This window comes from Mycolicibacterium smegmatis, assembly GCF_001457595.1.
Classification (GTDB): Bacteria; Actinomycetota; Actinomycetes; order Mycobacteriales; family Mycobacteriaceae; genus Mycobacterium; species Mycobacterium smegmatis.
Map to the genome: position 1 here is coordinate 3,155,759 of NZ_LN831039.1, position 26,822 is coordinate 3,182,580.

A 26,822-nucleotide genomic window follows, 5' to 3' on the forward strand; every position below is an offset into this window, starting at 1 on the left:
CTAACAACACGGTCACGGTGTCGTGACGGCGGCATGTCGCACCCATGTCGCGCACAGAAGGCGTTCCTAGGATCGCCCGTGTGACAGATCGCTACGGTTCTGACGTCCTGGCCCGAAACCCGCACGCCCCGAAACGTGCCCGGTCCACCGAACACCCCGTCGAGATGGGCCTGGTCGTCGAGGACGCCCAGACCGGCTGGGTGGGCGCGGTGGTCCGCGTCGAGGGCGGCCGGGTCGAGTTGGAGGACCGCCGCGGCAAAATCCGGGCGTTCCCGATGGGCCCGGGGTTTCTCATCGACGGCAAGCCTGTGATCCTCACCGCACCGAAACGCCAAGCGGCGCCTGCGCGCACGGCGTCGGGTTCGGTCGCGGTGCCCGGCGCCAAGGCCAGGGTCGCACGCGCCAGCCGGATCTACGTCGAGGGCAGGCACGACGCCGAACTGGTCGAGCAGGTGTGGGGCGCCGATCTGCGCATCGAGGGCGTGGTCGTCGAATACCTCGGCGGTGTCGACGACCTGGCCGACATCGTCGCGGAGTTCGCCCCGGAACCGGGCCGGCGCCTCGGCGTGCTCGTCGACCATCTGGTTGCGGGTTCGAAGGAGGCGCGGATCGCCGACGCCGTGCGCCGCGGGCCCGGTGGTGAACACACACTCGTGGTGGGGCACCCCTTCGTCGACATCTGGCAGGCCGTCAAACCGGCCCGCCTCGGCATGAAGACCTGGCCCCAGATCCCGCGCAACATCGAGTGGAAGCACGGCATCTGCCAGGCACTCGGCTGGCCCCACCGCGACCAGGCCGACATCGCGCAGGCGTGGCAACGGATCCGGGGCCGCGTGCGTGACTGGAACGATCTGGAGCCTGCACTGATCGGCCGCGTGGAGGAGCTCATCGACTTCGTCACCGAACCTGCCTAGCCGCGGCTGCGCCGGCACCCGCGTGGTATGCCTGGACTGTGTCCGACAGCTTGTTCGATGTTCCCGGCGGCGGCGCAGAGCCCGGGGACGCCATCGCGGCAACCGGTGCGGTGGGCCCCTCGTCGCCCCTGGCGGTGCGGATGCGCCCGGCCGGCCTCGACGAGGTGGTCGGGCAGTCGCATCTGCTGCAGGCGGGGTCGCCGCTTCGCAGGCTCGTGGAGGGCTCCGGCGCGGCGTCGGTGATCCTGTACGGCCCGCCGGGAACGGGAAAGACGACGCTGGCGTCGCTCATATCGCAGGCGACCGGCAGGCGCTTCGAGGCGCTCTCGGCGCTCACCGCGGGGGTCAAAGAGGTGCGCGCGGTCATCGACACCGCGCGCCGGGCAGCCGTGCACGGCCAGCAGACCGTGTTGTTCATCGACGAGGTGCACCGGTTCTCCAAGACCCAGCAGGACGCCCTGCTGGCGGCGGTCGAGAACCGCGTGGTGCTGCTCGTCGCGGCCACCACGGAGAACCCGTCGTTCTCGGTGGTGGCGCCGCTGCTGTCGCGATCGCTGATCCTGCAGCTGCAGCCGCTCACCCCGGCCGACATCGAGGCCGTGCTGCGCCGTGCGATCACCGATGAACGCGGCCTCGGCGGCCGGGTCGAGGTGACCGACGAGGCCGTCGACCTCATCGTGCAACTGTCCGCCGGCGACGCGCGACGCGCGCTCACAGCGCTCGAGGTCGCGGCCGAGCCGGGGGAGCGGGTCACGGTCGAGACCATCGAACAGTCGCTGGACAAGGCCGCGGTGCGCTACGACCGCGACGGCGATCAGCACTACGACGTCGTCAGTGCGTTCATCAAATCGGTGCGCGGATCCGATGTCGACGCCGCGCTGCACTACCTGGCACGCATGCTCGTCGCGGGCGAGGATCCGCGATTTGTGGCGCGCCGCTTGATGATCCTGGCCAGCGAGGACATCGGGATGGCCGATCCGACGGCGCTGCAGACCGCGGTGGCCGCCGCGCAGACCGTGCAGCTGATCGGGATGCCCGAGGCGCAGCTGACCCTGGCGCATGCCACCGTCCATCTGGCGACGGCACCGAAATCCAACGCCGTGACCACCGCACTGGGCGCTGCGATGAACGACATCCGCGCCGGGAAGGCCGGTCTGGTCCCGCCACACCTGCGCGACGGGCACTACTCGGGGGCCGCCAAACTCGGCCACGCCGTCGGCTACCGGTACTCCCACGATCACCCGGACGGCGTTGTGGCCCAGCAGTATCCGCCAGACGAACTGGTGGGTGTCGACTACTACCAGCCCACCGGCCGTGGGTACGAACGCGAGATCTCCACACGGCTGGAGAAGCTGCGCGCCATCATCCGCAGGCGACGCTGACGAAACACGCGGCCTGCGAACACATCTGCCGCACAGGAACGGTCCCGGCCCGCCGAGGCGAGCCGGGACCGTCTGGTGAGGGTTCAGGTGTGGGTCAGCGCATCAGGCCCGAGCGCCGGCGGCCCAGTACCCCGGTTCGGCGACCCATGACGGCCGCGACGAGCGCGACGCCGATCGCGGCGACGACGACCTGGACCAGCAGCTCGAGCCAGTCGATGCCGCTGGTGGCGGTCGGGATCCCCATGGCGCGGGCGAGGGCGGTGCCGATGAACGCGGCGACGATGCCGACGAGAATTGTCACCAGGAAGCCGATGGGCTGTTTCCCTGGCACGATGAGGCGGCCGATCACGCCGACGACGATGCCGATGAGAATGGCGCTGATGATGCCGGTGATGGTCATTTTTCCTCCATGGCTCGGTGGTGGAGGTGAGATACCCCGGCTGTCGGCGGCGTAAACGGCGGCTTGAATCCCGTCTTCGAACTGGCTCAGGTCATTTCCGGGACGCGCAGATGCGCGAGCACCAGCTCGAACTCGCCGACGTCGAGCTGATCGGCGCTCAGGTCCCGTAGCCGGGTCGTGCGCAGCGACCTGGCCTGATCACGGTTGTGGTCCAACGCGGCCTGGCTGTCGAAGGTGGTCGACGAGACCGCCCGGCCCGTCGCACGGTCCAGCATGAGACTGGCGCTGCAGAAGCCTTCGAGCTCCTCCAGGGCGGGCAGCACCGAGCTGCGGTAGTACTCGATGGCTCGGTCGAACAGTTCGGGCCGGGTGCGCAGCCACGTGGCGCGCACACACGCTCCCGGTGCGCTGTACTGCTCGCGGTGCACCACGGCGATCTCCCACTCGTCCACCGTGGCGGAGGTCGCGGCGAACGCTTCGAGTGCGCGGTACCGGATCGGCGCCAGGATCGAGGCACTGGCCAACATGTCCTCCTCGGACTGCCACGCGGAGGTGGCGATGCACCGGCCGGAGTCACGGTCGACCATGAGCGACAGGCCGACACATCCGTTCGCGATCTCCAGGGCGGGCATGACGCGTTCGCGGATGTAGGCGATCCCCGCTTTGATGGTATGTCGGTCGGCGCGCGCCGTGATCGTGGTAGAGCGTGCGAACACGATCCACCCCTTTCCTGCCGAGGCGGCGCCCCGGTGGCGCCACCGGTCACTCCCACCATCCTCCGCGCCTTGGCGGGCGGCAGCGTTTCCGGAGAAGTCGGTCCACCTCCGTAGGCTTGGAACGATGGACAGCAATGTGATCGATGTCGACACCTCACGGCGCCGTCTGGTCGATCTGACCGATGAGGTGCGCGGATTCTGTGGTTCTCGTCGGGACGGCCTGTGCAACGTGTTCGTCCCGCACGCCACAGCGGGCCTGGCCATCATCGAGACCGGGGCGGGGTCCGACGACGACCTGGTGGACACCCTCGAGCGTCTGCTGCCCCGTGACGACCGCTACCGGCACGCCCACGGATCGTTCGGACATGGCGCAGATCACGTCCTGCCCGCGCTCGTGTCGCCTTCGGTGACCATCCCGGTGCAGGACGGATGCCCGCTGCTGGGAACCTGGCAGAGCATCGTGCTCGTTGACCTGAACCGGGACAACCCGCGGCGCTCGGTGCGGCTGAGCTTCCTGGGGGCCTGATGGGGCGTCTTTCCGGCCGCTTCGGCGCGGCCTTCGGGTTCGCGCTGTTCAGGGCGAAAGCGGTGCCCGGTAATGTAAAGCGGTCGAAATAGTCGCCGGTCCGGCAGCTGCGGGGTTGCCGGGGACCCCGTTCAGGGCCCGCCGTGACTCTTTTGACCGACGAGACCAGCAGACATCGACGACATGAGGACACGAGCAACGTGCAGACACACGAGATCAGGAAGCGCTTCCTCGATCACTTCGTGAAGGCGGGCCACACCGAGGTGCCCAGTGCTTCGGTGATCCTCGACGACCCCAATCTGCTGTTCGTCAACGCGGGCATGGTGCAGTTCGTGCCCTACTTCCTCGGCCAGCGCACGCCGCCGTGGAACCGCGCGACGAGCATCCAGAAGTGCATCCGCACCCCGGACATCGACGAGGTGGGTATCACCACCCGGCACAACACGTTCTTCCAGATGGCCGGCAACTTCAGCTTCGGCGACTACTTCAAGCGTGGCGCGATCGAGTTGGCCTGGACTCTGCTGACCAACCCGGTCGAAGAGGGCGGATACGGCTTCGATCCGGAAAGGCTTTGGGCCACCGTCTATCTCGACGACGACGAGGCGATCGGGCTGTGGCAGGAGGTTGCGGGGCTGCCGGCCGAGCGCATCCAGCGCCGCGGCATGGCCGACAACTACTGGTCGATGGGCATCCCCGGGCCGTGCGGACCGTCGTCGGAGATCTACTACGACCGCGGCCCCGAATACGGCGTCGAGGGCGGCCCCGAGGCCAACGAGGACCGTTACATCGAGATCTGGAATCTCGTGTTCATGCAGAACGAGCGCGGCGAGGGCACCTCGAAGGAGGACTTCGAGATCCTCGGCCCGCTGCCCCGCAAGAACATCGACACCGGCATGGGCATCGAGCGTGTGGCGTGCCTGCTACAGGGCGTCGACAACGTCTACGAGACCGATCTGCTGCGGCCGGTGATCGACAAGGTCGCCGCGGTGGCGCCGCGCGGTTACGGCGCGGGCAACCACGATGACGACGTGCGGTACCGGATCATCGCCGACCACACCCGCACCGCGGCGATCATCATCGCCGACGGTGTGAGCCCCGGCAACGAGGGACGCGGCTACGTGCTGCGCCGGTTGCTGCGCCGCATCATCCGGGCGGCCAAGCTGCTGGGCGTCGAACAGCCCGTCATGGGCGACCTGATCGCCACGGTCCGCGACGCCATGGGCCCGTCGTACCCCGAGCTGGTGACCGATTTCGAGCGCATCAACCGCATCGCGGTGGCCGAGGAGACCGCGTTCAACCGCACGCTCGCATCGGGTTCGAAGCTGTTCGAGGACGCCGCGCGGGCCACCAAGAAATCCGGTGCCACGGTGCTGTCCGGTTCGGACGCGTTCACGCTGCACGACACCTACGGGTTCCCGATCGACCTGACCCTGGAGATGGCCGCCGAGGCCGGGCTGAGCGTCGACCAGGAGGGTTTCCGCACCCTCATGGCCGAGCAGCGACAGCGCGCCAAGGCCGACGCCGCGGCACGCAAGCAGGCCCACACCGACCTGAGCGCCTACCGCGAGCTGGTTGACGCCGGGCCGACCGAATTCACCGGTTTCGATGAATTGACCTCCGAGGCAACCATTCTCGGCATCTTCGTCGACGGCAAGCGGGTACCTGTGGTGTCGCACGACGGGCTCGAGGCCGACCGGGTGGAGCTGATCCTCGACCGCACACCGTTCTACGCCGAGGCAGGCGGCCAGATCGCCGACGAGGGCACCATCAGCGGTACCGGTGCGTCGGGCACCGCGAGCGCGGCCGTCACCGACGTGCAGAAGATCGCCAGGACGCTGTGGGCGCACCGGGTGAACGTGGAGTCCGGTGAGTTCGTCGAGGGCGACACCGTCACCGCGGCCGTTGATCCCAAGTGGCGCCGCGGTGCGACACAGGGACACTCCGGCACCCACATGGTGCACGCCGCGCTGCGCGAGGTGCTCGGCCCCAACGCCGTTCAGGCCGGTTCGCTGAACCGCCCGGGCTACCTGCGGTTCGACTTCAACTGGCAGGGCCCGCTCAGCGACGACCAGCGCACACAGATAGAAGAGGTCACCAACCAGGCCGTCGAGGCCGACTACGAGGTGCACACCTTCGTCACCGAACTGGAGAAGGCCAAGGCCATGGGTGCCATGGCGATGTTCGGCGAGCGCTATCCCGACCAGGTTCGCGTGGTCGAGATCGGCGGGCCGTTCTCGCTGGAGCTGTGCGGTGGCACCCACGTGCACAATTCGGCGCAGATCGGCCCGGTGACGATCCTCGGTGAGTCCTCGGTCGGCTCGGGCGTGCGCCGCGTCGAGGCCTACGTCGGCCTCGACTCGTTCCGCCACCTGGCCAAGGAACGTGCGCTGATGGCGGGCCTTGCGTCGAGCCTCAAGGTGCCCTCGGAAGAGGTGCCCGCCCGCGTCGCCAACCTCGTCGAGCGCCTCAAGGCCGCCGAGAAGGAACTCGACCGCATGCGTCTGGCCAACGCCAGGGCCGCCGCGGTGAACGCCGTGGCGGGCGCCGAGACCGTCGGCAAGGTCCGATTGGTGGCGCAGCGGATGTCCGGCGGGATGTCGGCCAACGATCTGCGCAGCCTGGTCGGCGACATCCGCGGCAAGCTCGGGTCCGAGCCCGCCGTGGTGGCGCTGATCGCTGAGGGCGAGAACGACGCCGTGCCGTTCGTGGTCGCGGTCAACCCGGCCGCGCAGGATCTCGGGCTGCGCGCCAACGACTTGGTCAAGCAGTTCGCGGCGCCGGTCAACGGCCGCGGCGGGGGGAAAGCCGATCTGGCACAGGGTTCCGGTAAGGGGGCGGCGGGTATCGACGCGGCATTGGCCGCGCTGCGCGCCGAGATCGGCCGGAGCTAGTTTCACATGGGCACCGACGACAGGCTGCCTGACCGTCCCGGAGCGGACGATCCAGGCCGCGGTCGCCGGATCGGCATCGACGTGGGCACCGTCCGCATCGGCGTCGCCTCCAGCGATCCCGACGGCATCCTCGCCACCCCGGTGGAGACCGTCGCGCGGGACAAACGCGACAAGACCGGCAAGCACGTGCGCCGGCTCGCGGCGCTGGTGAAGGAGTACGAAGCCGTCGAGGTGATCGTCGGTCTGCCACGGACACTTGGTGATCGGGCCAGTGCGTCGGCCCACGACGCGGTCGACGTGGCCGAGCAACTCGCCCGCCGGATCGCCCCCACACCGGTGCGGCTGGCCGACGAGCGGCTCACTACTGTGTCAGCACAACGATCGTTGCGTGAAGCAGGAGTACGGGCAAGAGGACAGAAAGCCGTGATCGACCAGGTCGCCGCAGTCGGGATTCTGCAAGGCTGGCTCGATCAGCGGCGCGCGGCGCTGGCCGCACGCAGAGAGGGCACGGATGGCTGAGGACTGGGGTGCCGAACGAGCGAGGCCTGTCGCCGTCGGCCCACCGCGGCGCGGGCTGAGCCGGGCCGAGCGGGCACGCAAGGCCCGCAACGACCGCAAGCGCCGCCTCGCGCGGGCGCTCTCGCTGGCGCTGCTGATCGTGGTGGCTGTCGGGGCGGTGTTCCTCGGTTCCAAGCTGTGGCACAGCATGTCCGGATCCACCAGCGACTACGCCGGTGACGGCGTGGCCGACGTGGTGATCCAGGTACACGACGGCGACTCCACCACCGCGATCGGCGAGACGCTGGTGGAGAAGAACGTGATCGCGACGGTCAAGTCGTTCGTGGAGGCCGCGCAGGGCAACGACGCCATCTCGGCGATCCAGCCCGGCTTCTACAAGGTGCGCACCGAGATCCCCGCCGCCAATGCCGTTGAACGGCTTTCCGATCCGGAGAACCGCGTCGGCAAGCTGACGATCCCCGAAGGACGCCAGCTCGACGACATCGCGGACGTGAAGACCAACGACGTCACCGCGGGCATCCTCAGCCTGATCTCGCAGGCGTCGTGCGTCGAACTCGACGGCGAGAAGCGTTGTGTGCCGGTCGAAGACCTGCGCGCGGCCGCAGGTGCCACGCCTGCCGCGGCGCTCGCGGTGCCGTCGTGGGCGACGCAGCCCGTCGCGGCCATGGGCGACGACCACCGCCGCCTGGAAGGCCTGATCGCACCGGGCACCTGGAACATCGACCCCGACGCCTCGGCACAGGACATCCTGTCGAACCTGATCGCGGCGAGTTCGGCGGTGTACACGCAGAGCGGTCTGCTCGACACGGCCGCCGCGATGAAGATGTCGCCGTACGAGATCCTCACGGTCGCCTCACTGGTGCAGCGCGAATCCAAACCGCAGGATTTCTCGAAGGTCTCGCGCGTGATCTACAACCGGCTGGCCGAGCACCGCAAGCTCGAATTCGACTCGACGGTGAACTATTCGCTGGACCGCCAGGAGATCGCGACCACCGACGCCGACCGCGCGCAGGTGACCCCGTGGAACACCTACGCCTCCGAGGGGCTTCCGCGCACGCCGATCTGCTCCCCGGGCATCGACGCGCTGGGCTCCGCCGAGCACCCCGAGCCGGGGGACTGGCTGTACTTCGTGACCATCGACATGCAGGGCACGACACTGTTCACACGCGACTACGACCAGCACCTGGCCAACATCGAGATCGCCCAACGCAATGGTGTCCTCGACAGTGCCAGGTAGGCGGCCCGCCGCTCCAGGCGAGCCGCGCAAGGCCGCAGTCCTCGGCTCACCGATCGCCCATTCGCGTTCTCCGCAGCTCCATCTGGCGGCCTACCGGGCACTGGGCCTGACGGACTGGACCTACGAGCGCATCGAGTGCACGGCCGAGCAACTCCCCGGCCTGGTGGAGGCCGCCGGCCCCGAGTGGGTGGGTTTCTCGGTGACCATGCCGGGCAAGTTCGCCGCGCTGCAGTTCGCCGATCAGCGCACCGACCGCGCGGAACTGGTCGGCTCGGCCAACACCCTGGTGCGCACCGAGGCCGGCGGCTGGCGCGCCGACAACACCGACGTCGACGGTGTGGCAGGCGCCCTCGGCACCGCCGGTGAGGCCGCGCTCGTGATCGGCTCGGGCGGCACCGCGCCCGCCGCGGTGGTCGGCCTCGCCGAGATGGGCGTACAGCACATCACGATCGTGGCCCGCAACGCCGACAAGGCCGCCGCGCTGGTCGACCTCGCAGGCCGCTGCGGTGCACAGGGCGACTGGTGTGACATCGCCGGGCCCGCGCTCACCGACGCGGTCGCGCAGGCAAGCGCGGCCGTCAGCACCATCCCCGCCGACGCCGCCGCGGGCTACGCGCCCACCCTGGCGGCGGTGCCCCGGTTGCTCGACGCGATCTACAACCCGTGGCCGACGCCGTTGGCCACCGCGGTGCAGGCCGCGGGCGGCGAGGTGATCAGCGGGCTGCAGATGCTGTTGAACCAGGCCTACAGCCAGGTCGAGCTGTTCACCGGCAGGCCCGCTCCCAAAGAGGCGATGAGGGCGGCACTCGAGGAGCCTTAGCCTCGGACGATGGGGCTGTCCTCAGGCGCGCTGGGTGCCGTCGCCGTCGTCGCGGCCGCGTGGTTGATCGCGCTGTCCGGATACGACCTGCGCCTGCGCCGCCTGCCGAACTGGCTCACGGTGCCCGGCGCGGTGCTCATCCTCGTCGGCGCCACCCTGGCAGGCCGGGGCGCTGCCGCGCTGGCCGGCGCCGCCGCGCTGAGCGCGCTGTACCTCGTCGTGCACCTCGTGTCGCCGCGATCGCTCGGCGGAGGCGACGTCAAGCTCGCGGTCGGTCTCGGTGCGCTGACCGGGATGTTCGGGGCCGACGTCTGGTGGCTGGCGGCGCTGGGGGCGCCGCTGCTGACCGGTGTGGTGGCGCTCGGCGCCGCGCTCCGCGGTGCCACGACAGTCCCGCACGGGCCGTCGATGTGTGTGGCCTCGGCCGTGGCCGTGGGCCTGGTCCTGCTGTGAACCTTCACCGAAGCCAGGTGCTAGCCCGGTGAAAGGCCCGGTTGATACGGATTTCTTTCCGCAAAACCCGGCGTGGGAGAATGACACCCGTGTTGCGTTGGACCACAGCTGGTGAATCCCACGGCCGCGCCCTGGTGGCCATGCTCGAAGGGATGGTCGCCGGCGTGCCCATCACTTCTGAGGAGATCGGGGCACAGCTCAAGCGGCGCCGCCTCGGCTACGGCCGTGGCGCCCGGATGAAGTTCGAACAGGACCAGGTCACGATGCTGGCCGGGGTCAGGCACGGCCTCACACTGGGCGGCCCCATCGCGATCGAGATCGGCAACACCGAATGGCCCAAGTGGGAGAGCGTGATGTCTCCCGACCCGGTCGACCCGGCCGATCTGGACGTCGCGCGCAACGCCCCGCTCACGCGGCCACGCCCCGGCCACGCCGACTACGCGGGCATGCTCAAGTACGGCTTCGACGACGCGCGTCCGGTGCTCGAACGTGCCAGCGCCCGCGAGACCGCCGCGCGTGTGGCCGCGGGCACCGTGGCCCGGGCGTTCCTGCGTGAGGCCCTCGGCGTCGAGGTGCTCTCGCACGTCATCTCCATCGGCGCGTCGAAGCCCTACGACGGCCCGGCGCCACAGTTCAGCGACCTGTCCGCGATCGACGACAGCCCCGTGCGCGCGTTCGACAAGGCCTCCGAGGAACTCATGATCGCCGAGATCGAGGCCGCCAAGCGTGACGGCGACACCCTCGGCGGTGTCGTCGAGGTCGTCGCCGACGGCCTGCCGGTGGGGCTCGGCTCGTTCACCAGCGGCGAGAACCGCCTCGACAGCCAGCTGGCCGCGGCCGTGATGGGCATCCAGGCGATCAAGGGCGTCGAGATCGGCGACGGTTTCGAGACCGCGCGCCGCCGCGGCTCCGTCGCACACGACGAGATGTATCCCGGACCCGACGGCGTGGTGCGCTCGACGAACCGCGCGGGTGGTCTGGAGGGCGGTATGACCAACGGGCAGCCGCTGCGGGTGCGTGCCGCGATGAAGCCCATCTCGACCGTGCCGCGCGCGCTGGCCACCGTCGACATGACCAGCGGCGAGGAGGCCGTCGCGATCCACCAGCGCTCGGATGTGTGCGCGGTGCCCGCCGCCGGTGTGGTCGTCGAGACCATGGTGGCGCTGGTGCTCGCGCGCGCCGCGCTGGAGAAGTTCGGTGGGGATTCACTGGCCGAGACCCGCGCCAACATCGATTCCTACCTGCGGGCCGTCGCCGAACGCGAACCGGCGGCGCAGGCTTCGAGCTGATGGCGCCGCGGGCGGTACTGATCGGCCTGCCCGGTTCGGGCAAGTCGACCATCGGCCGCCGCCTCGCCAAGGTGCTCGACGTGTCGATGCTCGACACCGACGCGGTGATCGAGGAGACCGCCGGCCGCACGATCGCCGACATCTTCGCCACCGACGGTGAGAAGGAGTTCCGGCGGATCGAGGAGGAAGTGATCCGCTCGGCGTTGCAGACCCACGACGGCGTGCTGTCGCTCGGCGGCGGTGCCGTGACGACGCCGGGCGTGCGTGAAGCGCTCGCCGGGCACACCGTGGTGTACCTGGAGATCAGCGCCGCCGAGGGGGTGCGCCGCACCGGCGGGAGCACGGTCCGGCCCCTGCTCGCGGGCGGGGACCGCGCCGAGAAGTACCGCAAGCTCATGGCGGAGCGGGTTCCGCTGTACCGCAAGGTCGCCACGATCCGCATCAACACCAACCGGCGCAATCCCGGCGCCGTCGTCCGCACGATCGTTGCGCGGATGGAGAATCCGCAGCAGGCCAAACCTGTTGCCGCGGCACGCACGCCCAAGCCGGGCAAACCGCGCCGCAGGCGCCGTCCGCCGTGGCGCCGCACGGGCAAGAACGGCAAGAACGGATCCGCCGAGCCCAAGGCCGAAACGGCAGGCGATTCAGGCATCGCGTCGGCAGCGACGACAACCAAGGTGACACCCACCCCCGCGGCCCTGGCCGCCCGTAATGTGGAGCGACACAATGACTGAGCCCGTGATCGTCGAGGTGAAGGTGGACCGGCCGTACCCGGTCGTCATCGGGACGGGGCTGCTCGAAGATCTCGGACGCACGCTCGAAGGCAGGCACAAGGTCGCGGTGCTGCACCAGCCGGTGCTCAACCAGACCGCCGAGGCGATCCGAAGCCACCTGGCCGACAAGGGAATCGACGCGCACCGCATCGAACTGCCCGACGCCGAGGCGGGCAAGGAACTGCCCGTCGTCGGGTTCATCTGGGAAGTGCTGGGGCGCATCGGCATCGGCCGTAAGGACGCGCTCGTGAGCCTCGGCGGGGGAGCGGCCACCGATGTCGCCGGTTTCGCCGCCGCCACATGGCTGCGCGGCGTCGACATCGTGCACGTCCCCACCACGCTGCTCGGCATGGTCGACGCGGCCGTCGGCGGCAAGACCGGCATCAACACCGACGCGGGCAAGAACCTCGTCGGCGCGTTCCATCAGCCCGCGGCCGTCCTCGTCGACCTCGCGACGCTGGAAACCTTGCCGCGCAACGAGATCGTCGCGGGCATGGCCGAGATCGTCAAGGCCGGTTTCATCGCCGACCCGGTGATCCTCGACCTCATCGAGGCCGATCCCGAGGCCGCGATCGACCCGACGGGATCGGTGCTGCCGGAACTGATCCGGCGCGCGGTCGCCGTCAAGGCCGACGTGGTGGCCGCCGACGAGAAAGAGTCGGCGCTGCGCGAGATCCTCAACTACGGACACACCCTGGCTCACGCCATCGAACGCCGCGAACGCTACAAGTGGCGTCACGGTGCCGCGGTGTCGGTGGGTCTGGTGTTCGCGGCCGAACTCGGCCGGCTCGCCGGCAGGCTCGACGACCAGACCGCCGACCGGCACCGGTCGGTGCTGACCGCGCTCGGTCTGCCGATCACCTACGACGCCGACGCCCTGCCCCAGTTGCTGGAGTACATGGCCGGCGACAAGAAGAACCGCTCCGGTGTGCTGCGGTTCGTGGTGCTCGACGGACTGGCGAAACCCGGGCGCCTGGAAGGGCCCGACCCGTCACTGCTCGCGGCCGCGTACGCAGAAGTGGCGCGGGACTGAGTCCCGCGCCACCACAACAACTCTCGTTTGTGAAGCTGAGCCCGGATCAGCTCTGACGCGGCTGGTCCGGATTCTCCAGCGGTGTGGTCTGCGTCGTGTCGGTGTGCTCCTGCGCCCCGTTGGCGCTCACCGCGGCGAACACGTCGGTGTCGGCGCGGTCGTCATCGGCGGCCAGTCCGTGGCGGGTGCGCGTGACCGGCGGGGCCTTGCGGTCGATCGTCCAGCGGCCGATGGTCACGCCCGCGACGGCCACCAGGAACGTCAGCAGCGCCGTGAAGGCGGCGAAGGTGGTGATCTCGTTCAGCAGCGACTCGGTGTAGATGCTCTTGTAGAACAGCCCGATGAACCACGACACCGCGCCGCTGAGGATGCCCGCGGCCAGGCCGGCCAGAAGCCACGTCATCGCCAGGTCGGCGCGGCGATCCGGATCGGGGTTGCTGCGCGCGTCGCCGCGACCGTCGAGGACGCCCCAGACCGCGACGCCGATCGCGTACAGGACCAGCAGTCCCGTGCTGAACCAGATGGCGTTGCCCGGGGACGCGTTGACCAGTGCGCCCTGTAGCAGGCGCACGATCACCATCGCCGTTGCGAACACCACTCCGCGCAGTAACCACTTGCTCATGGGGGCACAGCGTAGCGAGTAGCGTCACACATCGTGACTATTTCCCAGCGCAGGGAGCGGCTACGGCAGCGCCTGGCTGCCGCGGATCTCGACGCCATGCTCGTGACCGACCTGGTCAACGTGCGTTACCTCTCCGGATTCACCGGATCCAATGCGGCGCTGCTCGTCCGTGTCGACGACGCCACGCCGGTACTGGCCACAGACGGGCGCTACCGCACCCAGGCGGCCCAGCAGGCGCCTGACGCCGAAGTCGTCATCGAGCGGGCCTGTGGGCCGCATCTGGCGGCACGTGCGGCGGCCGACGGGGTGCGCCGGCTCGGTTTCGAGAGCCACGTCGTGACCGTGGAGGCCCACTCGGCGCTGTCCGAGGCGGCAGGTGACAAGGTCGAGCTGGTGCGCGCCGCGGGCACCGTCGAGGCGCTGCGGGAGGTCAAGGACGCCGGCGAGATCGCGATGCTGCGGCTGGCGTGCGAGGCCGCCGACGCCGCACTGACCGATCTGGTGGAGCGCGGCGGGCTGCGCCCGGGGCGTACCGAGAAAGAGGTGCGACGCGACCTGGAGTCGCTCATGCTCGACCACGGCGCCGACGGCCCGTCGTTCGAGACGATCGTGGCGACCGGCGCCAACTCGGCGATCCCGCACCACCGGCCCACCGACGCGGTCCTGGCGACCGGCGACTTCGTCAAGATCGACTTCGGCGCGCTGGTCTCGGGTTACCACTCCGACATGACCCGCACGTTCATCCTGGGCCGCGCCGAGCAGTGGCAACTCGACCTGTACGAGCTGGTCGCGACCTCCCAGGCGGCGGGCCGCGAAGCCCTGGCGGCCGGGGTCGAGCTCAGGGCCGTCGACGCGGCCTCACGTCAGGTGATCATCGACGCCGGGTACGGTGACCACTTCAACCACGGTCTCGGCCACGGCGTGGGGCTGCAGATCCACGAAGCGCCGGGACTCAACTCTGCCGCCGCCGGTACACTGCTTGCTGGCTCTGCGGTGACCGTGGAGCCTGGTGTGTACCTGCCGGGCCGCGGCGGTGTCCGGATCGAGGACACACTGGTGGTGCCCGGCGGTGAAAGCGCCGAGGGTGTCGTGGACAGATTCGCGCACAACATCAGCGACGCCGCACCTGAACTGCTTACCCGGTTCCCCAAGGAACTGGCCATCGTGTGACAGAAAGCTAGGAGCTACACCGACCATGGCATCGACTGCCGACTTCAAGAACGGACTCGTCCTCCAGATCGACGGGCAACTGTGGCAGATCGTCGAATTTCAGCACGTCAAGCCGGGTAAGGGCCCTGCTTTCGTGCGGACGAAGCTCAAGAACGTGGTGTCCGGCAAGGTGGTCGACAAGACCTACAACGCCGGTGTTAAGGTCGAGACCGCGACCGTGGACCGCCGCGACGCCACCTACCTCTACCGTGACGGCAGCGATTTCGTGTTCATGGACTCCGAGGACTTCGAGCAGCATCCGCTGCCCGAGTCGCTGGTCGGCCGCCTCGCCGACTTCCTGCTGGAGAGCATGCCGGTGCAGATCGCGTTCCACGACGGCACCCCGCTGTACCTGGAACTGCCGGTGTCGGTCGAGCTCGAGGTCACCCACACCGAGCCGGGCCTGCAGGGTGACCGCTCCAGCGCGGGCACCAAGCCGGCCACCGTGGAGACCGGTGCCGAGATCCAGGTGCCACTGTTCATCAACACCGGCGACCGCCTCAAGGTCGACACCCGCGACGGCAGCTACCTGGGCCGGGTGAATGCCTGACCGTCGTGGTGACCGGGGCCGTCACCAGGCCCGCAAACGCGCCGTCGACCTGCTGTTCGAGGCAGAGGCGCGAGGCCTGACACCGGAGGCCGTGGCGGACTCGCGCGCTGCGCTGGCCGAGGACCAGGACGACGTCGCACCGCTCAACCCGTACACCGTGCTGGTGGCCCGCGGGGTCACCGAACACGCCGCCCACATCGACGACCTGATCTCGGCGCACCTGCAGGGCTGGACGCTCGAACGTCTGCCCGCCGTGGACCGGGCGATCCTGCGCGTCGCGGTGTGGGAGTTGCTGCACGCCGAGGATGTGCCGGAACCGGTCGCGGTCGACGAGGCCGTCGAGCTCGCCAAGGAGCTCTCCACCGACGAGTCGCCGGGCTTCGTCAACGGCGTGCTCGGCCAGGTGATGCTCGTGACGCCGCAGATCCGGGCGGCCTCGCAGGCTGTCCGGGGAACCGGTCCCGCCGAAGGCTGAATCAGCCCAGACCGGCTCAGACCGTTGTGCCGCAAGGAAGCGATTGCGGCACAACGGTTTTTCCTGTGGTGCGCGTGATCCGCACCGTGGGCCGCGCGTCTCCCGGCCCGCCGGTTACGCCGGCGTTATTTGCCCGAACCGCGTCGACACGCGTCGAATCAGTATTGCCGATCCGCTGATTTCCTTTGCTAACGATCCCCGCGCGTCCTAGTCTCGATCCGTGCGACTCGCCTGGCCGCTGACCGGGAGGTATGAGGAGACGCGGCTCATCGACGCCGCGCTGACCGGTGCCGATCGGGCCGGGGTCGTGATCCGTGGGGCCGCGGGCGTCGGCAAGAGCCGCATCGCCCGCGAGGCGCTGGGCGCGATGGCGGAGGCGGGACGCGAAACCCGTTGGATCGTAGGCACATCGGTGGCCGGGGCATTGCCGCTCGGTGCGTTCGCGCGGTGGGTCGGGACCGCCGACGCCGACACCGCTGCCCTCGTCGGGCGTGTCGTCGACGCCATGACCGCCGGCTCGACGGCACAGGAGCCCGCGGTCATCGGCGTCGACGACGCCCACCACCTCGACGACCTGTCGGCGTTCGTCCTGCAGCAGATCGCCACCAGGCGCGCCGCGAAGCTGTTGCTGACGGTGCGCGACGGCAGCACGGTGCCCGGTCCGGTCGAGAACGTGTGGGGCGGTGGGGGCTTCGAGCGGCTCGACCTGCAACCGCTCTCACGGGCCGAGTCGGCGCACCTGCTCGGTGCTGCGCTCGGCGGGCCGGTCGATCCCGATGCCGCTCAGCGGATGTGGCGCCTGACCCGGGGCAACGTGCTGTACCTGCGCAACATCGTCGAACAGGAGGTCGCGCACGGGCGTCTGACCCGCCAGCACAACTACTGGCGCTGGACCGGGGACCCGGTCCTGCCGCCGGGCCTGGTGGAGCTGATCGAATCCCGTATCGGCGCGCTGCCCACGGCGGTCAGCGAGGTCGTCGACATCCTGGCAGTCGCCGAACCGATGCCGCTGCGAACGCTGGCCGCCATCACCGAATCCGCCGCCGTCGACGAGGCCGAGCGGCGCGGGCTGATCACCCTGGAGACACTCGACACCGGCGTCGAGGTGCGGGCCGCGCATCCGCTGTACGCCGAGATCCGGCGCGACCGCGCGCCGGACACGCGCCTGCGCCGGTTGCGGGGCCTGGTGGCCTCCGAACTCGCACGCGGCGGCGACCGCGACGAACTGCGAGTGGTGGTGCGGCGGGCCGCGCTGACGCTCGAATCCGATCTGCCCGCCGACCCCGAACTGCTGACCCGGGCCGCACAGGGCGCGGTGGCGCTGGCCGATCTGGTGCTGGCCGAACGCCTCGCTGCGGCCGCGGTCCGTGCTGGTGGTGGTCCGGAGTCGAATTTCGTTCAGGCGCACGCCTTGTCGTGGTTGAGTCGGGGCGAGCAGGCCGACGCGGTCCTTGCCGCGCTGGACGACTCGAAACTCACCGATGCCGAGCGTGCTCGCCTGGCGTACCTGCGCGCATGCAATCGCCTGTGGGCGCTGGCCGATCCCGACGGCGCCCGGTCGCTCGCCGACGCGGCGTCGGCCGCCATCCCGGCCGATGCGCAGGGATGTCTCGACGCTTTCGACGTCGTCTACGGCGCCGCCATGGGAGCGCCTGACGCGGCCGCGACCGCCGCTGATCGTCTGGACACCGCGGCGCTGCCCGCCGTGGTCGGCGCGGTGACCGAGTGGGCGGCGGCGGTGTCGGCCGGCGAGGCCGGCCGGCTCGAAGACGCCCTGCGCGCGGCCGCGAGCGGCTATGACATCGCCGACCACGGCTATGACGCAGGCCATGTGCGGTTCGTGATCGCCGACGCCCACATCGGCGCGTTGCTGCTCGCCGGTGACATCGCGCAGGCCGGCATGGAGGCCGAACGGCAGTATGCCCATGCCGCTGAATTGCCTGGGGCGGCACAACTGTTCGGTGCCGCCGTGGCGGGTCGCGTCGCGCTCGCGAATGGCAGGCTCGATGTGGCAGCCGAAAAGCTGGGCGCGGTGGTGGACCTGATGCGTGCTGCCAGGGACACCAATGGCTTCGCCTACCGGTTCGCGCTGCCGCGCGCGATCGCGTTCGCGATGCGGGGTGTGGCCGACGAGTCGACACTGATCGACGTCGACCAGCACCGCCATCCCGGCTGGAGGTATCTGCACTACGAGCACACCCTGGTGCACGCGTGGGTCGCGGCCGCGCAGGGGGCGGTGTCGCAGGCGGCCGAACTGGCGTCGAACGCCGCCCACGTGGCGGCGGACAACGGGCAGTGGGCGGCAGAGGTGCTGTGCCGCCAGACCGCAGCCCAGTTCGGCGACCCGTCCGGTGCGCAACGCCTCGGTGAACTCGCCGCACACGTCGACGGCCCGCGCGCGGGTGCCGCGGCGGCCTTCGCACACGCGCTGCGCCGCGAGGACGCCGACGCGCTCGTCGAGGTGTCGGCGGTGTTCGAGCGGATCGGTGACCTGGTGGCCGCAGCGGATGCCGCGGCCCACGCCTCGATGGTGCACCGCCGAAAGAACCGGCGCGGCTCGGCGCTGGGTCAGGCGCACCACGCGGAAAAGCTCGCCGACCGGTGCGGCGCAGCGACCCCGGCCGTGGTGGCCTGTCTGGAGCACCTTCCGCTGACCGACCGTGAACGCGAGATCGTCACGCTGCTCGCGGCGGGGGTGTCCAGTCGCACGGTGGCACAACGCCTGCGGCTGTCGGTGCGCACCGTCGAGGGGCACGTGTACCGCGCGATGTCGAAGACCGGCTCCGCCTCGCGCGCCGAGCTCATCGACCTCGTGAAGCGGCAGCACCGCAGATTCGAGTAACCGGGTACTCGATCCGGGCGCCGGGTCCAGTCGCATCCTGATCCCATGACCGAGGCCAGGGAGCAGGCATTGCGGGTTCTGCCGCTGCCGTACTCGCTGGCGCTCCGGTTGCGTGACGCCGGGGTGGCCCCTGACGTCGTGAGCGAGTACCTCAGCATCGACGAGTCCGCGCTCGAGGGTTTCTACCGGATCGCCGAGCAGAAACTGGCCGCCGCTCTCCCGGCGCCGGGCACCGGGCCGGTGGCATCCGATGACCGAACCGGCGGAAGGTCCGGTCAGGTTTGACCGCTCACCGCTTGTTCTGCGCGGCGGGATAACTGGGGAGCTGGATCGCGTCGGCCGTGGTGAACCATTTGCGTGCGGCGTACGAGCGGATCGGCCACCGCTGCATCCACTTCATCACCTGCGTGTAGATCGTGATGTCGAGTGCGGACTTCGGCAGGTACCCGTCGATACCGGTCGGCAGGTCCTGACAGCGTTCGATGTACGGGCGCATGGTCGACTCGTACCGGGAGAGCGCCAGTCCCAGCTTCGCGTGCGCGAACATGTCGGCGGGTCCGAGTTCACCGGCCAGCACGTAGGCGCCCACGAGCGCAAGGCTGGTACCCATGCCCGACAGCGGGGACGCGCAGTAGCCGGCGTCGCCCACGAGGGTCACCGGTCCGCGCGACAGCGTCGGCATGTGAACCTGCAGAAACGCGTCGAAGTAGAAGTCGTCGGCGACGGCGGCGGCCGCCAGCAGGTCCGCGCAGTGCCAGCCCGCGCCCGCGAAATGTGTGTTCAGCAAGGCCAATTGGGTTGCGGGATCGCGCCGGTCGTAGTCGACGGGCCCGGAGCGGAACGCCAGCCCGGCTTTGCACAGCGCGGGATCGTGCGACGGTCGCATCGACGCGTTGAGTCCCGGCGCCTGGTACATCAGGTACCACCCGTCGAGACCTGCCGTGTCGGGCGCGGTGAACCACGCGTTGTACCCGCCCAGCAGCGTGACGTACTGCTCTTCCGGGCCGAAAACCATTCTGCGCACCGAGGAGTGGGGACCGTCGGCGCCGACGATCAGGTCGGCGTCGACACGGGTGCCGTCGCTGAGCGTGGCACCCGAGGAGTCGATCTCGGTGATCCTGGTGCCGAAACGGTACTCGGCGCGGGTTCTCGTGGCGTTGTAGAGCACCTCCACCAGGTCGCCGCGCAGGATCTCCAGCGCCGAGACCATGCCGTTGCCGTCGAACGCGTCCACCGGCATCTCGGCGCGGCGCCTGCCGTTGCCGCGGACCCACGCGATGCCGCGCTGATCCAGTGAGCGCGCACGCATCTCGTCGAGCAGTCCCATGCGGGTGACGACGTCGCGGCCCGCGCCGCGCAGATCGACGGTCTGCCCGCCCAGTCTCAGTGTGGGCGCGGTTTCGACCACCACGGCGCGGTAGCCGTATTCGGCGAGCCAGTGCGCGAGGGAGGCGCCTGCGACTCCTGCGCCGCTGATGAGCACGGTCGGCTGTCCCATGGGCCAAATCTAGGACAATTCGTCGTTCGCGTGGCAAACAATCCGAGACAGGCCGTGCGACAGGCGGTTACAGGTCCAGCGCCTGGTAGGTGCGGCGGACGAATTTCGGTTGTGCCGACTGCAGTTTGGCCAGCGACGTGTTGCCCGCGATGGCGGCCGCGTCGACACCGAGATCCGGGAAGTTCTGGATCAGGTAGATGAGGATCAGATCGGCCGACGGGTCGGCCTGCCACCACGTGCCGTAGGCGCCGGGCCAGCTGAACGTGCCGAGGCCACCGGGGCCGAACAACTGCCGCGACCTGGCCGGGTCGGTCACCACCGACAGGTTCAGGCCGAAACCGCGGCCCACCCAGAACGGGGCGCCCAGGAACGGGTACTGCTTCTGTTCGGGGGTGAGACGGTCGGTGCGCATGGTCCGCACCGATTCCTCGCTCAGCACGCGCACGCCGTCGACCGTGCCGCCGCCGAGCAGCATGCGCGCGAACACAAGGTAGTCGTCGACGGTGGAGAACAGGCCCGCACCGCCGGCGCAGAACGGCGGATCGGTGATCGGGGGAGGACCCATCACGTCATGGGTCAGGGTGTTCTCGGCGGTGAGCTTGTACATGGTCGCCGCGCGGCGGCGGCCCGCGGCACCGATCGAGAACCCGGTGTCGGTCATACCCAGCGGTTCGAAGACCCGCTCGGAGAGCACCTGCGACAGCGGCTTGCCCTCGATGCGGGACAACGCGATGCCCAGCACATCGGTGGAATGGCTGTAGGTGAGCCGCTCACCCGGCTGGTGGGCCAGGGGCAGCGCGGCCACCTCGGCCAGCCACCGGTCCTGATCCTGACGCTGCGAGATCTTGCCGTAGGCCGACGCCAGCGGGCCCAGCACCGAGAACACGTACGCCATCCCGCTGCGGTGGGTCATCAGGTCGTCGAACGTGATGGGCCGCCGTGCCGGCACCGTCTGGTCGAGCGGGCCGCGGGGCTCACGCAGCACCCGCATGTTCGACAACTCCGGCAGCCACGCGGTCACCGGGTCGGCGAGCGCGAACTTGCCCTCCTCGGCCAGGGCCATCGCGGCGGCCACGGTCACCGGCTTGGTCATCGACGCGATGCGGAAGATCGTGTCGCGCTGCATGGGCAGCCGGGCCTCGACATCGCGGTGACCGAGTGTGTTGACCTGCAGGACCTTGCCCGCCTGCCACACCAGGGTGACCGCGCCGGCCAACAGGCCCGCGTCGATCGCCTCACGGATGGACGTCTGGTTGCCGTCGAGGTTCACCCGGGCCAGCGTAGTCAGCGGTTCGCGGTGCGACGTCCGGCTCAGCGCCGCTGCGCCTGCACCAGGAAGAACGCCGCATCGAATTCGTCGGCCCCGCCCTCGTCACCGGAGCCGGCCAGGGCCGCACCCGGAACCCGGATGGTCTCGGTGGTCAACGACGTGATGTCCCATCCGCCGTCGTCGAGGCTGCTGCGCAGTGTGTCCTCGGACACCCATGCGGCCTGCCAGTTGTCGTGTTGCAGGTTGGCGTCGGAGAACGCGCCGAGCAGCAGGGTCGCCCCGGCGCGGGTGGCACGGTGCACCGCGGCGGCGTAGCTGCGTTTCGCGTTGTCGGACAGGCAGTGGAACATGCCGCTGTCGACGACGGTGTCGAACACGTCGTCGTAACCGTCGAGACGGGTCGCGTCGGCCACCGCGAACGTCACGTCCACACCGGCGTCGGCCGCGCGCCGCTCGGCGGTGATCAGCGCGGTCGGAGAAATATCGAGTGCGGTGACGCGGTAACCTTGTTGCGCGAGGTAGATGGCGTTGTCACCCAGGCCACATCCGATATCGAGCACGTGCCCGTGCACCAGGCCGGCCTGCTCCCAGGCGACGACATTTTCCTTGGGTGCCTTGGTGTCCCAGGGCACGGACGTGATCGGTGGCACACCCTCGGCGGGACTCTCGCCGCGGTAAAGCGCATCGAAGTCGAACTCGGATCCGGTGGGGCCTGTCATTTTCCCCAGCGTACTGCGGCTCTGTTAAGCTGCCCGGCAGTTCGACGTCCTTTAACGACCCGTCCAGCGAGGCGGAGAAGGAGGTCTGGGTTCATCATGGGCTCTTCAAGTACCGACCGGGAGTTGCTGTCCGCGGCGGACGTCGGCCGGACAGTTTCCCGCATCGCCCATCAGATCATCGAGAAGACCGCTCTGGATGATCCCGCCGAGCGCACCCGCGTCGTATTGCTGGGCATCCCCACCCGCGGCGTGATCCTCGCCACCCGGCTGGCCGCCAAGATCAAGGAGTTCGCGGGCGAGGACGTGCCGCACGGCGCACTCGACATCACGCTGTATCGCGACGATCTCAACTTCAAGCCGCCGCGTCCGCTGGAGGCCACCTCCATTCCCGCGGGCGGTGTCGACGACGCGATCGTCATCCTCGTCGACGACGTCCTGTACTCGGGCCGCTCGGTCCGCTCGGCGCTGGACGCGCTGCGCGACATCGGTCGCCCCCGCATCGTGCAGCTGGCGGTGCTGGTCGACCGCGGGCACCGCGAGCTGCCCATCCGGGCCGACTACGTGGGCAAGAACGTCCCGACCTCACGCAGCGAAAGCGTCCACGTGCTGCTCAGCGAACACGACGACCGCGACGGAGTGGTGATCTCGAAGTGACGAAACGTCATCTGCTGTCGGCGGGCGATCTGACCCGCGACGACGCCACCGCGATCCTCGACGACGCCGACCGGTTCCGGGAGGCACTGCTGGGCCGCGAGGTCAAGAAGCTCCCCACGCTGCGTGGGCGCACCATCATCACGATGTTCTACGAGAACTCCACCCGCACACGGGTGTCGTTCGAGGTGGCCGGGAAGTGGATGAGCGCCGACGTGATCAACGTCAGCGCCTCCGGGTCCTCGGTGGCCAAGGGCGAATCCCTGCGCGACACCGCGCTGACGCTGCGCGCCGCGGGCGCCGACGCGCTGATCATCCGCCATCCGGCCTCGGGTGCGGCGCAGCAGCTCGCCGAGTGGACGGTCGAGGAGGACGGCGGCGGGCCCAGCGTCATCAACGCCGGTGACGGCACCCACGAACATCCCACGCAGGCGCTGCTCGACGCGCTGACCATCCGGCAGCGGCTCGGCAGCGTCGAGGGCAAGCGCGTGGTGATCGTCGGCGACGTGCTGCACAGCCGCGTGGCCCGCTCCAACGTGACGCTGCTGCACACCCTCGGGGCCGAGGTGGTGCTGGTGTCCCCACCGACGCTGCTCCCCAGGGGCGTCGAGAACTGGCCGGTGACCGTGTCCTATGACCTGGACGCCGAACTGCCCGCGGCCGACGCGGTGCTCATGCTGCGCGTGCAGGCCGAACGCATGAACGGCAGTTTCTTCCCGTCCGCGCGTGAGTACTCGGTGCGCTACGGATTGTCCGAGAAGCGCCAGGCGATGCTGCCGGACCGCGCGATCGTGCTGCATCCCGGGCCGATGGTGCGCGGCATGGAGATCTCGTTCCCCGTGGCCGATTCGCCGCAATCCGCAGTGCTGCAACAGGTTTCCAATGGTGTCCACGTGCGGATGGCGGTGCTGTTCCATCTGCTCGTCGGCGCGGACCGGGAGGCGATCAACGTATGAGGGACCACAATTCGACCGCACCGGTGCTGATCCGCGGAGTGAAGCCGTACGGCGAGGGTGACCCCGTCGACGTGCTCGTCGACGACGGCCAGATCGCCCGGATCGGCGCAGATCTGCCGGTCCCGGAGACCGCCGATGTGATCGACGCGCGCGGACAGGTCCTGCTGCCCGGATTCGTCGACCTGCACACGCACCTGCGTGAGCCCGGACGCGAATACGCCGAGGACATCGAAACCGGTTCCGCGGCAGCGGCACTGGGCGGCTACACCGCGGTGTTCGCGATGGCCAACACCGATCCGGTGGCCGACACCGTCGTGGTCACCGACCACGTGTGGCGCCGCGGACAGGAGGTCGGCCTGGTCGACGTGCACCCGGTCGGGGCGATCACCATGGGTCTCAAGGGTGCTCAGCTCACCGAGATGGGTCTGATGGCGGCGGGCGCGGGCCAGGTCAGGATGTTCTCCGACGACGGTGTGTGCGTCGAGAACCCGCTGGTGATGCGCCGCGCGCTGGAATACGCCACGGGTCTGGGCGTGCTCATCGCCCAGCACGCCGAGGAACCCCGTCTCACCGTCGGCGCCGTCGCGCACGAAGGGCCGATTGCGGCCAGGCTCGGTCTGGCCGGGTGGCCCCGCGCCGCAGAGGAGTCGATCGTCGCGCGTGACGCGCTGCTGGCGCGTGACGCCGGTGCGCGTGTGCACATCTGCCACGCGTCCACTGCGGGTACCGTCGAGCTTCTGAAATGGGCCAAGGCACAGGGGATCTCGATCACCGCCGAGGTGACCCCGCACCACCTGCTGCTCGACGACTCGCGGCTGGAGACCTACGACGGGCGCAACCGCGTGAACCCGCCGCTGCGTGAGGCCGAGGACGCCGTGGCACTGCGCCAGGCGTTGGCCGACGGTGTCATCGACTGTGTGGCCACCGATCACGCGCCGCACGCCGAGCACGAGAAGTGCTGCGAGTTCTCGGTCGCGCGCCCGGGCATGCTGGGCCTGCAGACCGCGCTGTCGGTGGTCGTCGAGACCATGGTGCGTCCGGGGCTCTTGACCTGGCGCGGTGTGGCCAAGGTGATGAGCGAGGCCCCGGCGGCCATCGTCGGCCTGCCCGATCAGGGCCGCCCGCTGGAGGTGGGTGAGCCCGCCAACCTGACGGTCGTCGACCCCGACGCCACCTGGACCGTGGCAGGCACCGAACTGGCCAGCCGGTCGGACAACACGCCGTTCGAGACCATGACGCTGCCCGCGACCGTGACCGCGACCCTGCTGCGCGGCCGGGTCACCGCGCGTGACGGCAAGTCCGCTCCGGCAGGTGGGGGCTCGGTACGGTGAACACACCGACGCTCATCGCCTCGCTGGTGATGGCGGCACTGCTCGTGGTGCTGATCGCGTTCCTCATCCGACAGATGTTGCGTGGCTGGGTGCACCGCGCGCAGCGTCAGGTCGAGCTGATCGGGAGGCTGCCCGCGCTGCCCGACTCGGTGGGGCCCGCGATCGTGGCGCCCACCAAGGGGCTCTATGTCGGCACGACGCTGGTGCCGCACTGGAACGACAAGGTCGCCGTGGGCGATCTGGGGTTTCGCGCCAAGGCCGTTTTGACGCGCTTCCCCGAGGGAATCATGGTGCAGCGCACCGGTGCCGGGCCGATCTGGATCCCCGACGAGTCGATCGTCGTGATCCGGACCGAGCGCGCCATCGCGGGCAAGGCACTGACACACGACGGCATTCTCGTCATCCGCTGGCGGCTGCCGTCGGGTGTCGAGATCGACACAGGGTTCCGCGCTGACGTTCGCGCGGAACTGAACCGCTGGCTGGAGGAAAACGCATGACGCGCAATGGAAAGCGGGGCGGCGAGAAGGCCGTCCTGGTGCTTGAGGACGGTCGCGTCTTCACCGGGGTCTCGTTCGGGGCGGTCGGGCAGACGCTCGGCGAGGCGGTGTTCTCCACCGGCATGTCGGGTTACCAGGAGACGCTCACCGACCCCAGCTACTACGGGCAGATCGTGGTGGCCACCGCGCCGCAGATCGGCAACACCGGCTGGAACGACGAGGACGCCGAGAGCCGCGGCGACAAGATCTGGGTCGCGGGCTACGCGGTGCGTGACCCGTCGCCGCGCGCGTCGAACTGGCGCGCCACGCGCACCCTCGACGACGAACTGGTCGCCCAGGGCATCGTCGGCATCGCGGGCATCGACACCCGCGCGGTCGTGCGCCACCTGCGCACGCGTGGGTCGATGAAGGCCGGCGTGTTCTCAGGCGACGCCCTCGCCGACGACGACGTGCTGCTCGACCGTGTGCGCAACCAGCCGTCGATGCTGGGCGCGGACCTGGCGGGCAAAGTCACCACCGGTGAGACCTACGTCGTCGACCCCGAAGGCGAGCACCGGTTCACGGTCGCGGCCGTGGATCTGGGCATCAAGACCAACACGCCGCGCAACTTCGCACGCCGAGGTGTGCGCACGCACGTCCTGCCCGCCGCGGCGACGTTCGACCAGATCGCCGATCTCAAACCCAACGGGGTGTTCCTGTCCAACGGGCCGGGCGACCCGGCCACCGCGGACCACATCGTCGAGGTGACCCGCGAGGTGCTCGGCGCCGGGATCCCGTTGTTCGGCATCTGCTTCGGCAACCAGATCCTGGGCCGCGCGCTGGGCCGGTCCACCTACAAGATGGTCTTCGGGCACCGCGGGATCAACATCCCGGTGGTCGACCACATCACCGGGCGCGTCGCGATCACCGCGCAGAACCACGGCTTCGCGCTGGAGGGCGAGGCCGGCGAGAAGTTCGACACGCCGTTCGGCACCGCGGAGGTCAGCCACACGTGCGCCAACGACGGTGTGGTCGAAGGTGTCCGCCTGGTCAACGGCAAGGCGTTCTCGGTGCAGTACCACCCCGAGGCCGCGGGCGGCCCGCACGACGCGGAGTACCTGTTCGACCAGTTCATCGACCTGATGGCGGGGGAGCACCACTCGTGACCCGTCGCCAGTCTTTTTCCACCGCGAGCGTGCGTGTCTGTCGCGCGCCACGCCGTCAAAACATCTGCAAGCACGCACGCTCGTGCCGGACTGGGGGTGCGCTC

The 26,822-nt window shown here is 69.6% G+C and carries 27 protein-coding genes; 21 read left to right on the forward strand and 6 right to left on the reverse strand.

The window, feature by feature from the left end; translation table 11 throughout:
• Nucleotides 1–80: 80 nt before the first annotated feature.
• Nucleotides 81–914 (forward strand): DUF3097 domain-containing protein, encoded by an 834-nt coding sequence (locus tag AT701_RS15160; RefSeq protein WP_058126133.1) that lies wholly within the window; start codon nucleotides 81–83, stop codon nucleotides 912–914.
• 38 nt (nucleotides 915–952) lie between these two features.
• Nucleotides 953–2,296: a replication-associated recombination protein A gene (locus tag AT701_RS15165; protein ID WP_058126134.1), complete on the forward strand. Its 1,344-nt coding sequence runs from the start codon at nucleotides 953–955 to the stop codon at nucleotides 2,294–2,296.
• A 94-nt stretch (nucleotides 2,297–2,390) separates the two neighbouring features.
• Here AT701_RS15165 and AT701_RS15170 read toward each other — a convergent pair whose 3' ends face one another.
• Both AT701_RS15170 and AT701_RS15175 read right to left on the reverse strand, forming a co-directional pair.
• Complete coding sequence (locus AT701_RS15170; protein WP_003894403.1) at nucleotides 2,391–2,696, reverse strand: GlsB/YeaQ/YmgE family stress response membrane protein; 306 nt, start codon at nucleotides 2,694–2,696, stop codon at nucleotides 2,391–2,393.
• Nucleotides 2,697–2,782: 86 nt separating this feature from the next.
• A complete protein-coding gene (locus AT701_RS15175; protein WP_029104444.1) occupies nucleotides 2,783–3,412 on the reverse strand; it encodes a hypothetical protein in 630 nt (209 codons plus the stop codon).
• Nucleotides 3,413–3,536: 124 nt separating this feature from the next.
• Here AT701_RS15175 and AT701_RS15180 point away from each other — a divergent pair, with 124 nt between their 5' ends.
• From AT701_RS15180 to aroB, 9 genes are all read left to right on the forward strand, one after another.
• Complete coding sequence (locus tag AT701_RS15180) at nucleotides 3,537–3,938, forward strand: secondary thiamine-phosphate synthase enzyme YjbQ (RefSeq protein WP_029104445.1); 402 nt, start codon at nucleotides 3,537–3,539, stop codon at nucleotides 3,936–3,938.
• Nucleotides 3,939–4,138: 200 nt separating this feature from the next.
• Complete coding sequence (gene alaS / locus AT701_RS15185) at nucleotides 4,139–6,829, forward strand: alanine--tRNA ligase (RefSeq protein ID WP_058126135.1); 2,691 nt, start codon at nucleotides 4,139–4,141, stop codon at nucleotides 6,827–6,829.
• Between the two features lie 6 nt (nucleotides 6,830–6,835).
• Nucleotides 6,836–7,348, forward strand: a complete 513-nt coding sequence (ruvX, locus tag AT701_RS15190) for a Holliday junction resolvase RuvX (protein ID WP_003894407.1) — start codon at nucleotides 6,836–6,838, stop codon at nucleotides 7,346–7,348.
• A complete protein-coding gene (locus AT701_RS15195) occupies nucleotides 7,341–8,585 on the forward strand; it encodes an endolytic transglycosylase MltG (RefSeq protein ID WP_003894408.1) in 1,245 nt (414 codons plus the stop codon). The genes ruvX and AT701_RS15195 overlap by 8 nt, the downstream gene beginning before the upstream one ends.
• Entirely contained in the window at nucleotides 8,560–9,405 is an 846-nt protein-coding gene (locus AT701_RS15200; protein WP_174519591.1) for a shikimate dehydrogenase, read from the forward strand. The genes AT701_RS15195 and AT701_RS15200 overlap by 26 nt, the downstream gene beginning before the upstream one ends.
• Before the next feature lie 9 nt (nucleotides 9,406–9,414).
• Nucleotides 9,415–9,858, forward strand: a complete 444-nt coding sequence (locus tag AT701_RS15205) for a prepilin peptidase (RefSeq protein WP_011728766.1) — start codon at nucleotides 9,415–9,417, stop codon at nucleotides 9,856–9,858.
• An 89-nt stretch (nucleotides 9,859–9,947) separates the two neighbouring features.
• On the forward strand, nucleotides 9,948–11,147 hold the full coding sequence (gene aroC / locus AT701_RS15210; RefSeq protein ID WP_003894412.1) for a chorismate synthase: 1,200 nt from the start codon (nucleotides 9,948–9,950) through the stop codon (nucleotides 11,145–11,147).
• A complete protein-coding gene (locus AT701_RS15215; RefSeq protein WP_011728767.1) occupies nucleotides 11,147–11,881 on the forward strand; it encodes a shikimate kinase in 735 nt (244 codons plus the stop codon). The genes aroC and AT701_RS15215 overlap by 1 nt, the downstream gene beginning before the upstream one ends.
• A complete protein-coding gene (aroB, locus tag AT701_RS15220) occupies nucleotides 11,874–12,953 on the forward strand; it encodes a 3-dehydroquinate synthase (RefSeq protein WP_003894414.1) in 1,080 nt (359 codons plus the stop codon). The genes AT701_RS15215 and aroB overlap by 8 nt, the downstream gene beginning before the upstream one ends.
• Before the next feature lie 46 nt (nucleotides 12,954–12,999).
• Here aroB and AT701_RS15225 read toward each other — a convergent pair whose 3' ends face one another.
• The gene (locus AT701_RS15225) at nucleotides 13,000–13,575 is read right to left on the reverse strand and encodes a B-4DMT family transporter (protein ID WP_011728769.1); all 576 of its coding nucleotides are present in this window, start codon (nucleotides 13,573–13,575) and stop codon (nucleotides 13,000–13,002) included.
• A 33-nt stretch (nucleotides 13,576–13,608) separates the two neighbouring features.
• On the opposite strand from AT701_RS15225, the gene AT701_RS15230 reads away from it, so the two are divergent.
• The 5 genes from AT701_RS15230 (at nucleotide 13,609) to AT701_RS15250 (ending at nucleotide 18,936) form a co-directional block, all read left to right on the forward strand.
• Nucleotides 13,609–14,745 (forward strand): aminopeptidase P family protein, encoded by a 1,137-nt coding sequence (locus AT701_RS15230; RefSeq protein ID WP_058126136.1) that lies wholly within the window; start codon nucleotides 13,609–13,611, stop codon nucleotides 14,743–14,745.
• A gap of 25 nt (nucleotides 14,746–14,770) precedes the next feature.
• Nucleotides 14,771–15,334, forward strand: coding sequence for an elongation factor P (gene efp, locus AT701_RS15235; RefSeq protein ID WP_003894417.1), 564 nt, complete (start codon nucleotides 14,771–14,773; stop codon nucleotides 15,332–15,334).
• On the forward strand, nucleotides 15,327–15,809 hold the full coding sequence (gene nusB / locus AT701_RS15240; protein WP_003894418.1) for a transcription antitermination factor NusB: 483 nt from the start codon (nucleotides 15,327–15,329) through the stop codon (nucleotides 15,807–15,809). The genes efp and nusB overlap by 8 nt, the downstream gene beginning before the upstream one ends.
• Nucleotides 15,810–16,029: 220 nt before the next feature.
• Nucleotides 16,030–18,651 (forward strand): LuxR C-terminal-related transcriptional regulator, encoded by a 2,622-nt coding sequence (locus AT701_RS15245; RefSeq protein WP_058126137.1) that lies wholly within the window; start codon nucleotides 16,030–16,032, stop codon nucleotides 18,649–18,651.
• A gap of 45 nt (nucleotides 18,652–18,696) precedes the next feature.
• Nucleotides 18,697–18,936 (forward strand): hypothetical protein, encoded by a 240-nt coding sequence (locus AT701_RS15250; RefSeq protein WP_011728772.1) that lies wholly within the window; start codon nucleotides 18,697–18,699, stop codon nucleotides 18,934–18,936.
• Nucleotides 18,937–18,940: 4 nt separating this feature from the next.
• Here the strand turns inward: AT701_RS15250 and AT701_RS15255 are convergent, their stop codons facing one another.
• The 3 genes from AT701_RS15255 to AT701_RS15265 form a co-directional block, all read right to left on the reverse strand.
• A complete protein-coding gene (locus AT701_RS15255; RefSeq protein ID WP_058126138.1) occupies nucleotides 18,941–20,149 on the reverse strand; it encodes an FAD-dependent monooxygenase in 1,209 nt (402 codons plus the stop codon).
• A gap of 67 nt (nucleotides 20,150–20,216) precedes the next feature.
• The gene (locus tag AT701_RS15260) at nucleotides 20,217–21,419 is read right to left on the reverse strand and encodes a serine hydrolase domain-containing protein (RefSeq protein WP_058126139.1); all 1,203 of its coding nucleotides are present in this window, start codon (nucleotides 21,417–21,419) and stop codon (nucleotides 20,217–20,219) included.
• A gap of 41 nt (nucleotides 21,420–21,460) precedes the next feature.
• A complete protein-coding gene (locus AT701_RS15265) occupies nucleotides 21,461–22,138 on the reverse strand; it encodes a class I SAM-dependent methyltransferase (RefSeq protein WP_058126140.1) in 678 nt (225 codons plus the stop codon).
• Nucleotides 22,139–22,234: 96 nt separating this feature from the next.
• Between AT701_RS15265 and pyrR the strand changes: the two genes are divergently transcribed.
• The 5 genes from pyrR to carA are packed head-to-tail and all read left to right on the forward strand — an operon-like array spanning nucleotide 22,235 to nucleotide 26,718.
• Nucleotides 22,235–22,792: a bifunctional pyr operon transcriptional regulator/uracil phosphoribosyltransferase PyrR gene (gene pyrR, locus AT701_RS15270; protein ID WP_003894426.1), complete on the forward strand. Its 558-nt coding sequence runs from the start codon at nucleotides 22,235–22,237 to the stop codon at nucleotides 22,790–22,792.
• Complete coding sequence (locus tag AT701_RS15275; protein ID WP_003894427.1) at nucleotides 22,789–23,745, forward strand: aspartate carbamoyltransferase catalytic subunit; 957 nt, start codon at nucleotides 22,789–22,791, stop codon at nucleotides 23,743–23,745. Before pyrR ends, AT701_RS15275 begins: the two co-directional genes overlap by 4 nt.
• Nucleotides 23,742–25,076 (forward strand): dihydroorotase, encoded by a 1,335-nt coding sequence (locus AT701_RS15280; protein ID WP_058126141.1) that lies wholly within the window; start codon nucleotides 23,742–23,744, stop codon nucleotides 25,074–25,076. The genes AT701_RS15275 and AT701_RS15280 overlap by 4 nt, the downstream gene beginning before the upstream one ends.
• Nucleotides 25,073–25,573, forward strand: coding sequence for a PH-like domain-containing protein (locus AT701_RS15285; RefSeq protein ID WP_003894429.1), 501 nt, complete (start codon nucleotides 25,073–25,075; stop codon nucleotides 25,571–25,573). The genes AT701_RS15280 and AT701_RS15285 overlap by 4 nt, the downstream gene beginning before the upstream one ends.
• Nucleotides 25,570–26,718 carry a glutamine-hydrolyzing carbamoyl-phosphate synthase small subunit gene (gene carA / locus AT701_RS15290; protein ID WP_003894430.1) on the forward strand — a complete coding sequence of 383 codons (1,149 nt, stop codon included), beginning with the start codon at nucleotides 25,570–25,572 and terminating at the stop codon, nucleotides 26,716–26,718. Before AT701_RS15285 ends, carA begins: the two co-directional genes overlap by 4 nt.
• The last annotated feature ends 104 nt before the right edge of the window (nucleotides 26,719–26,822 follow it).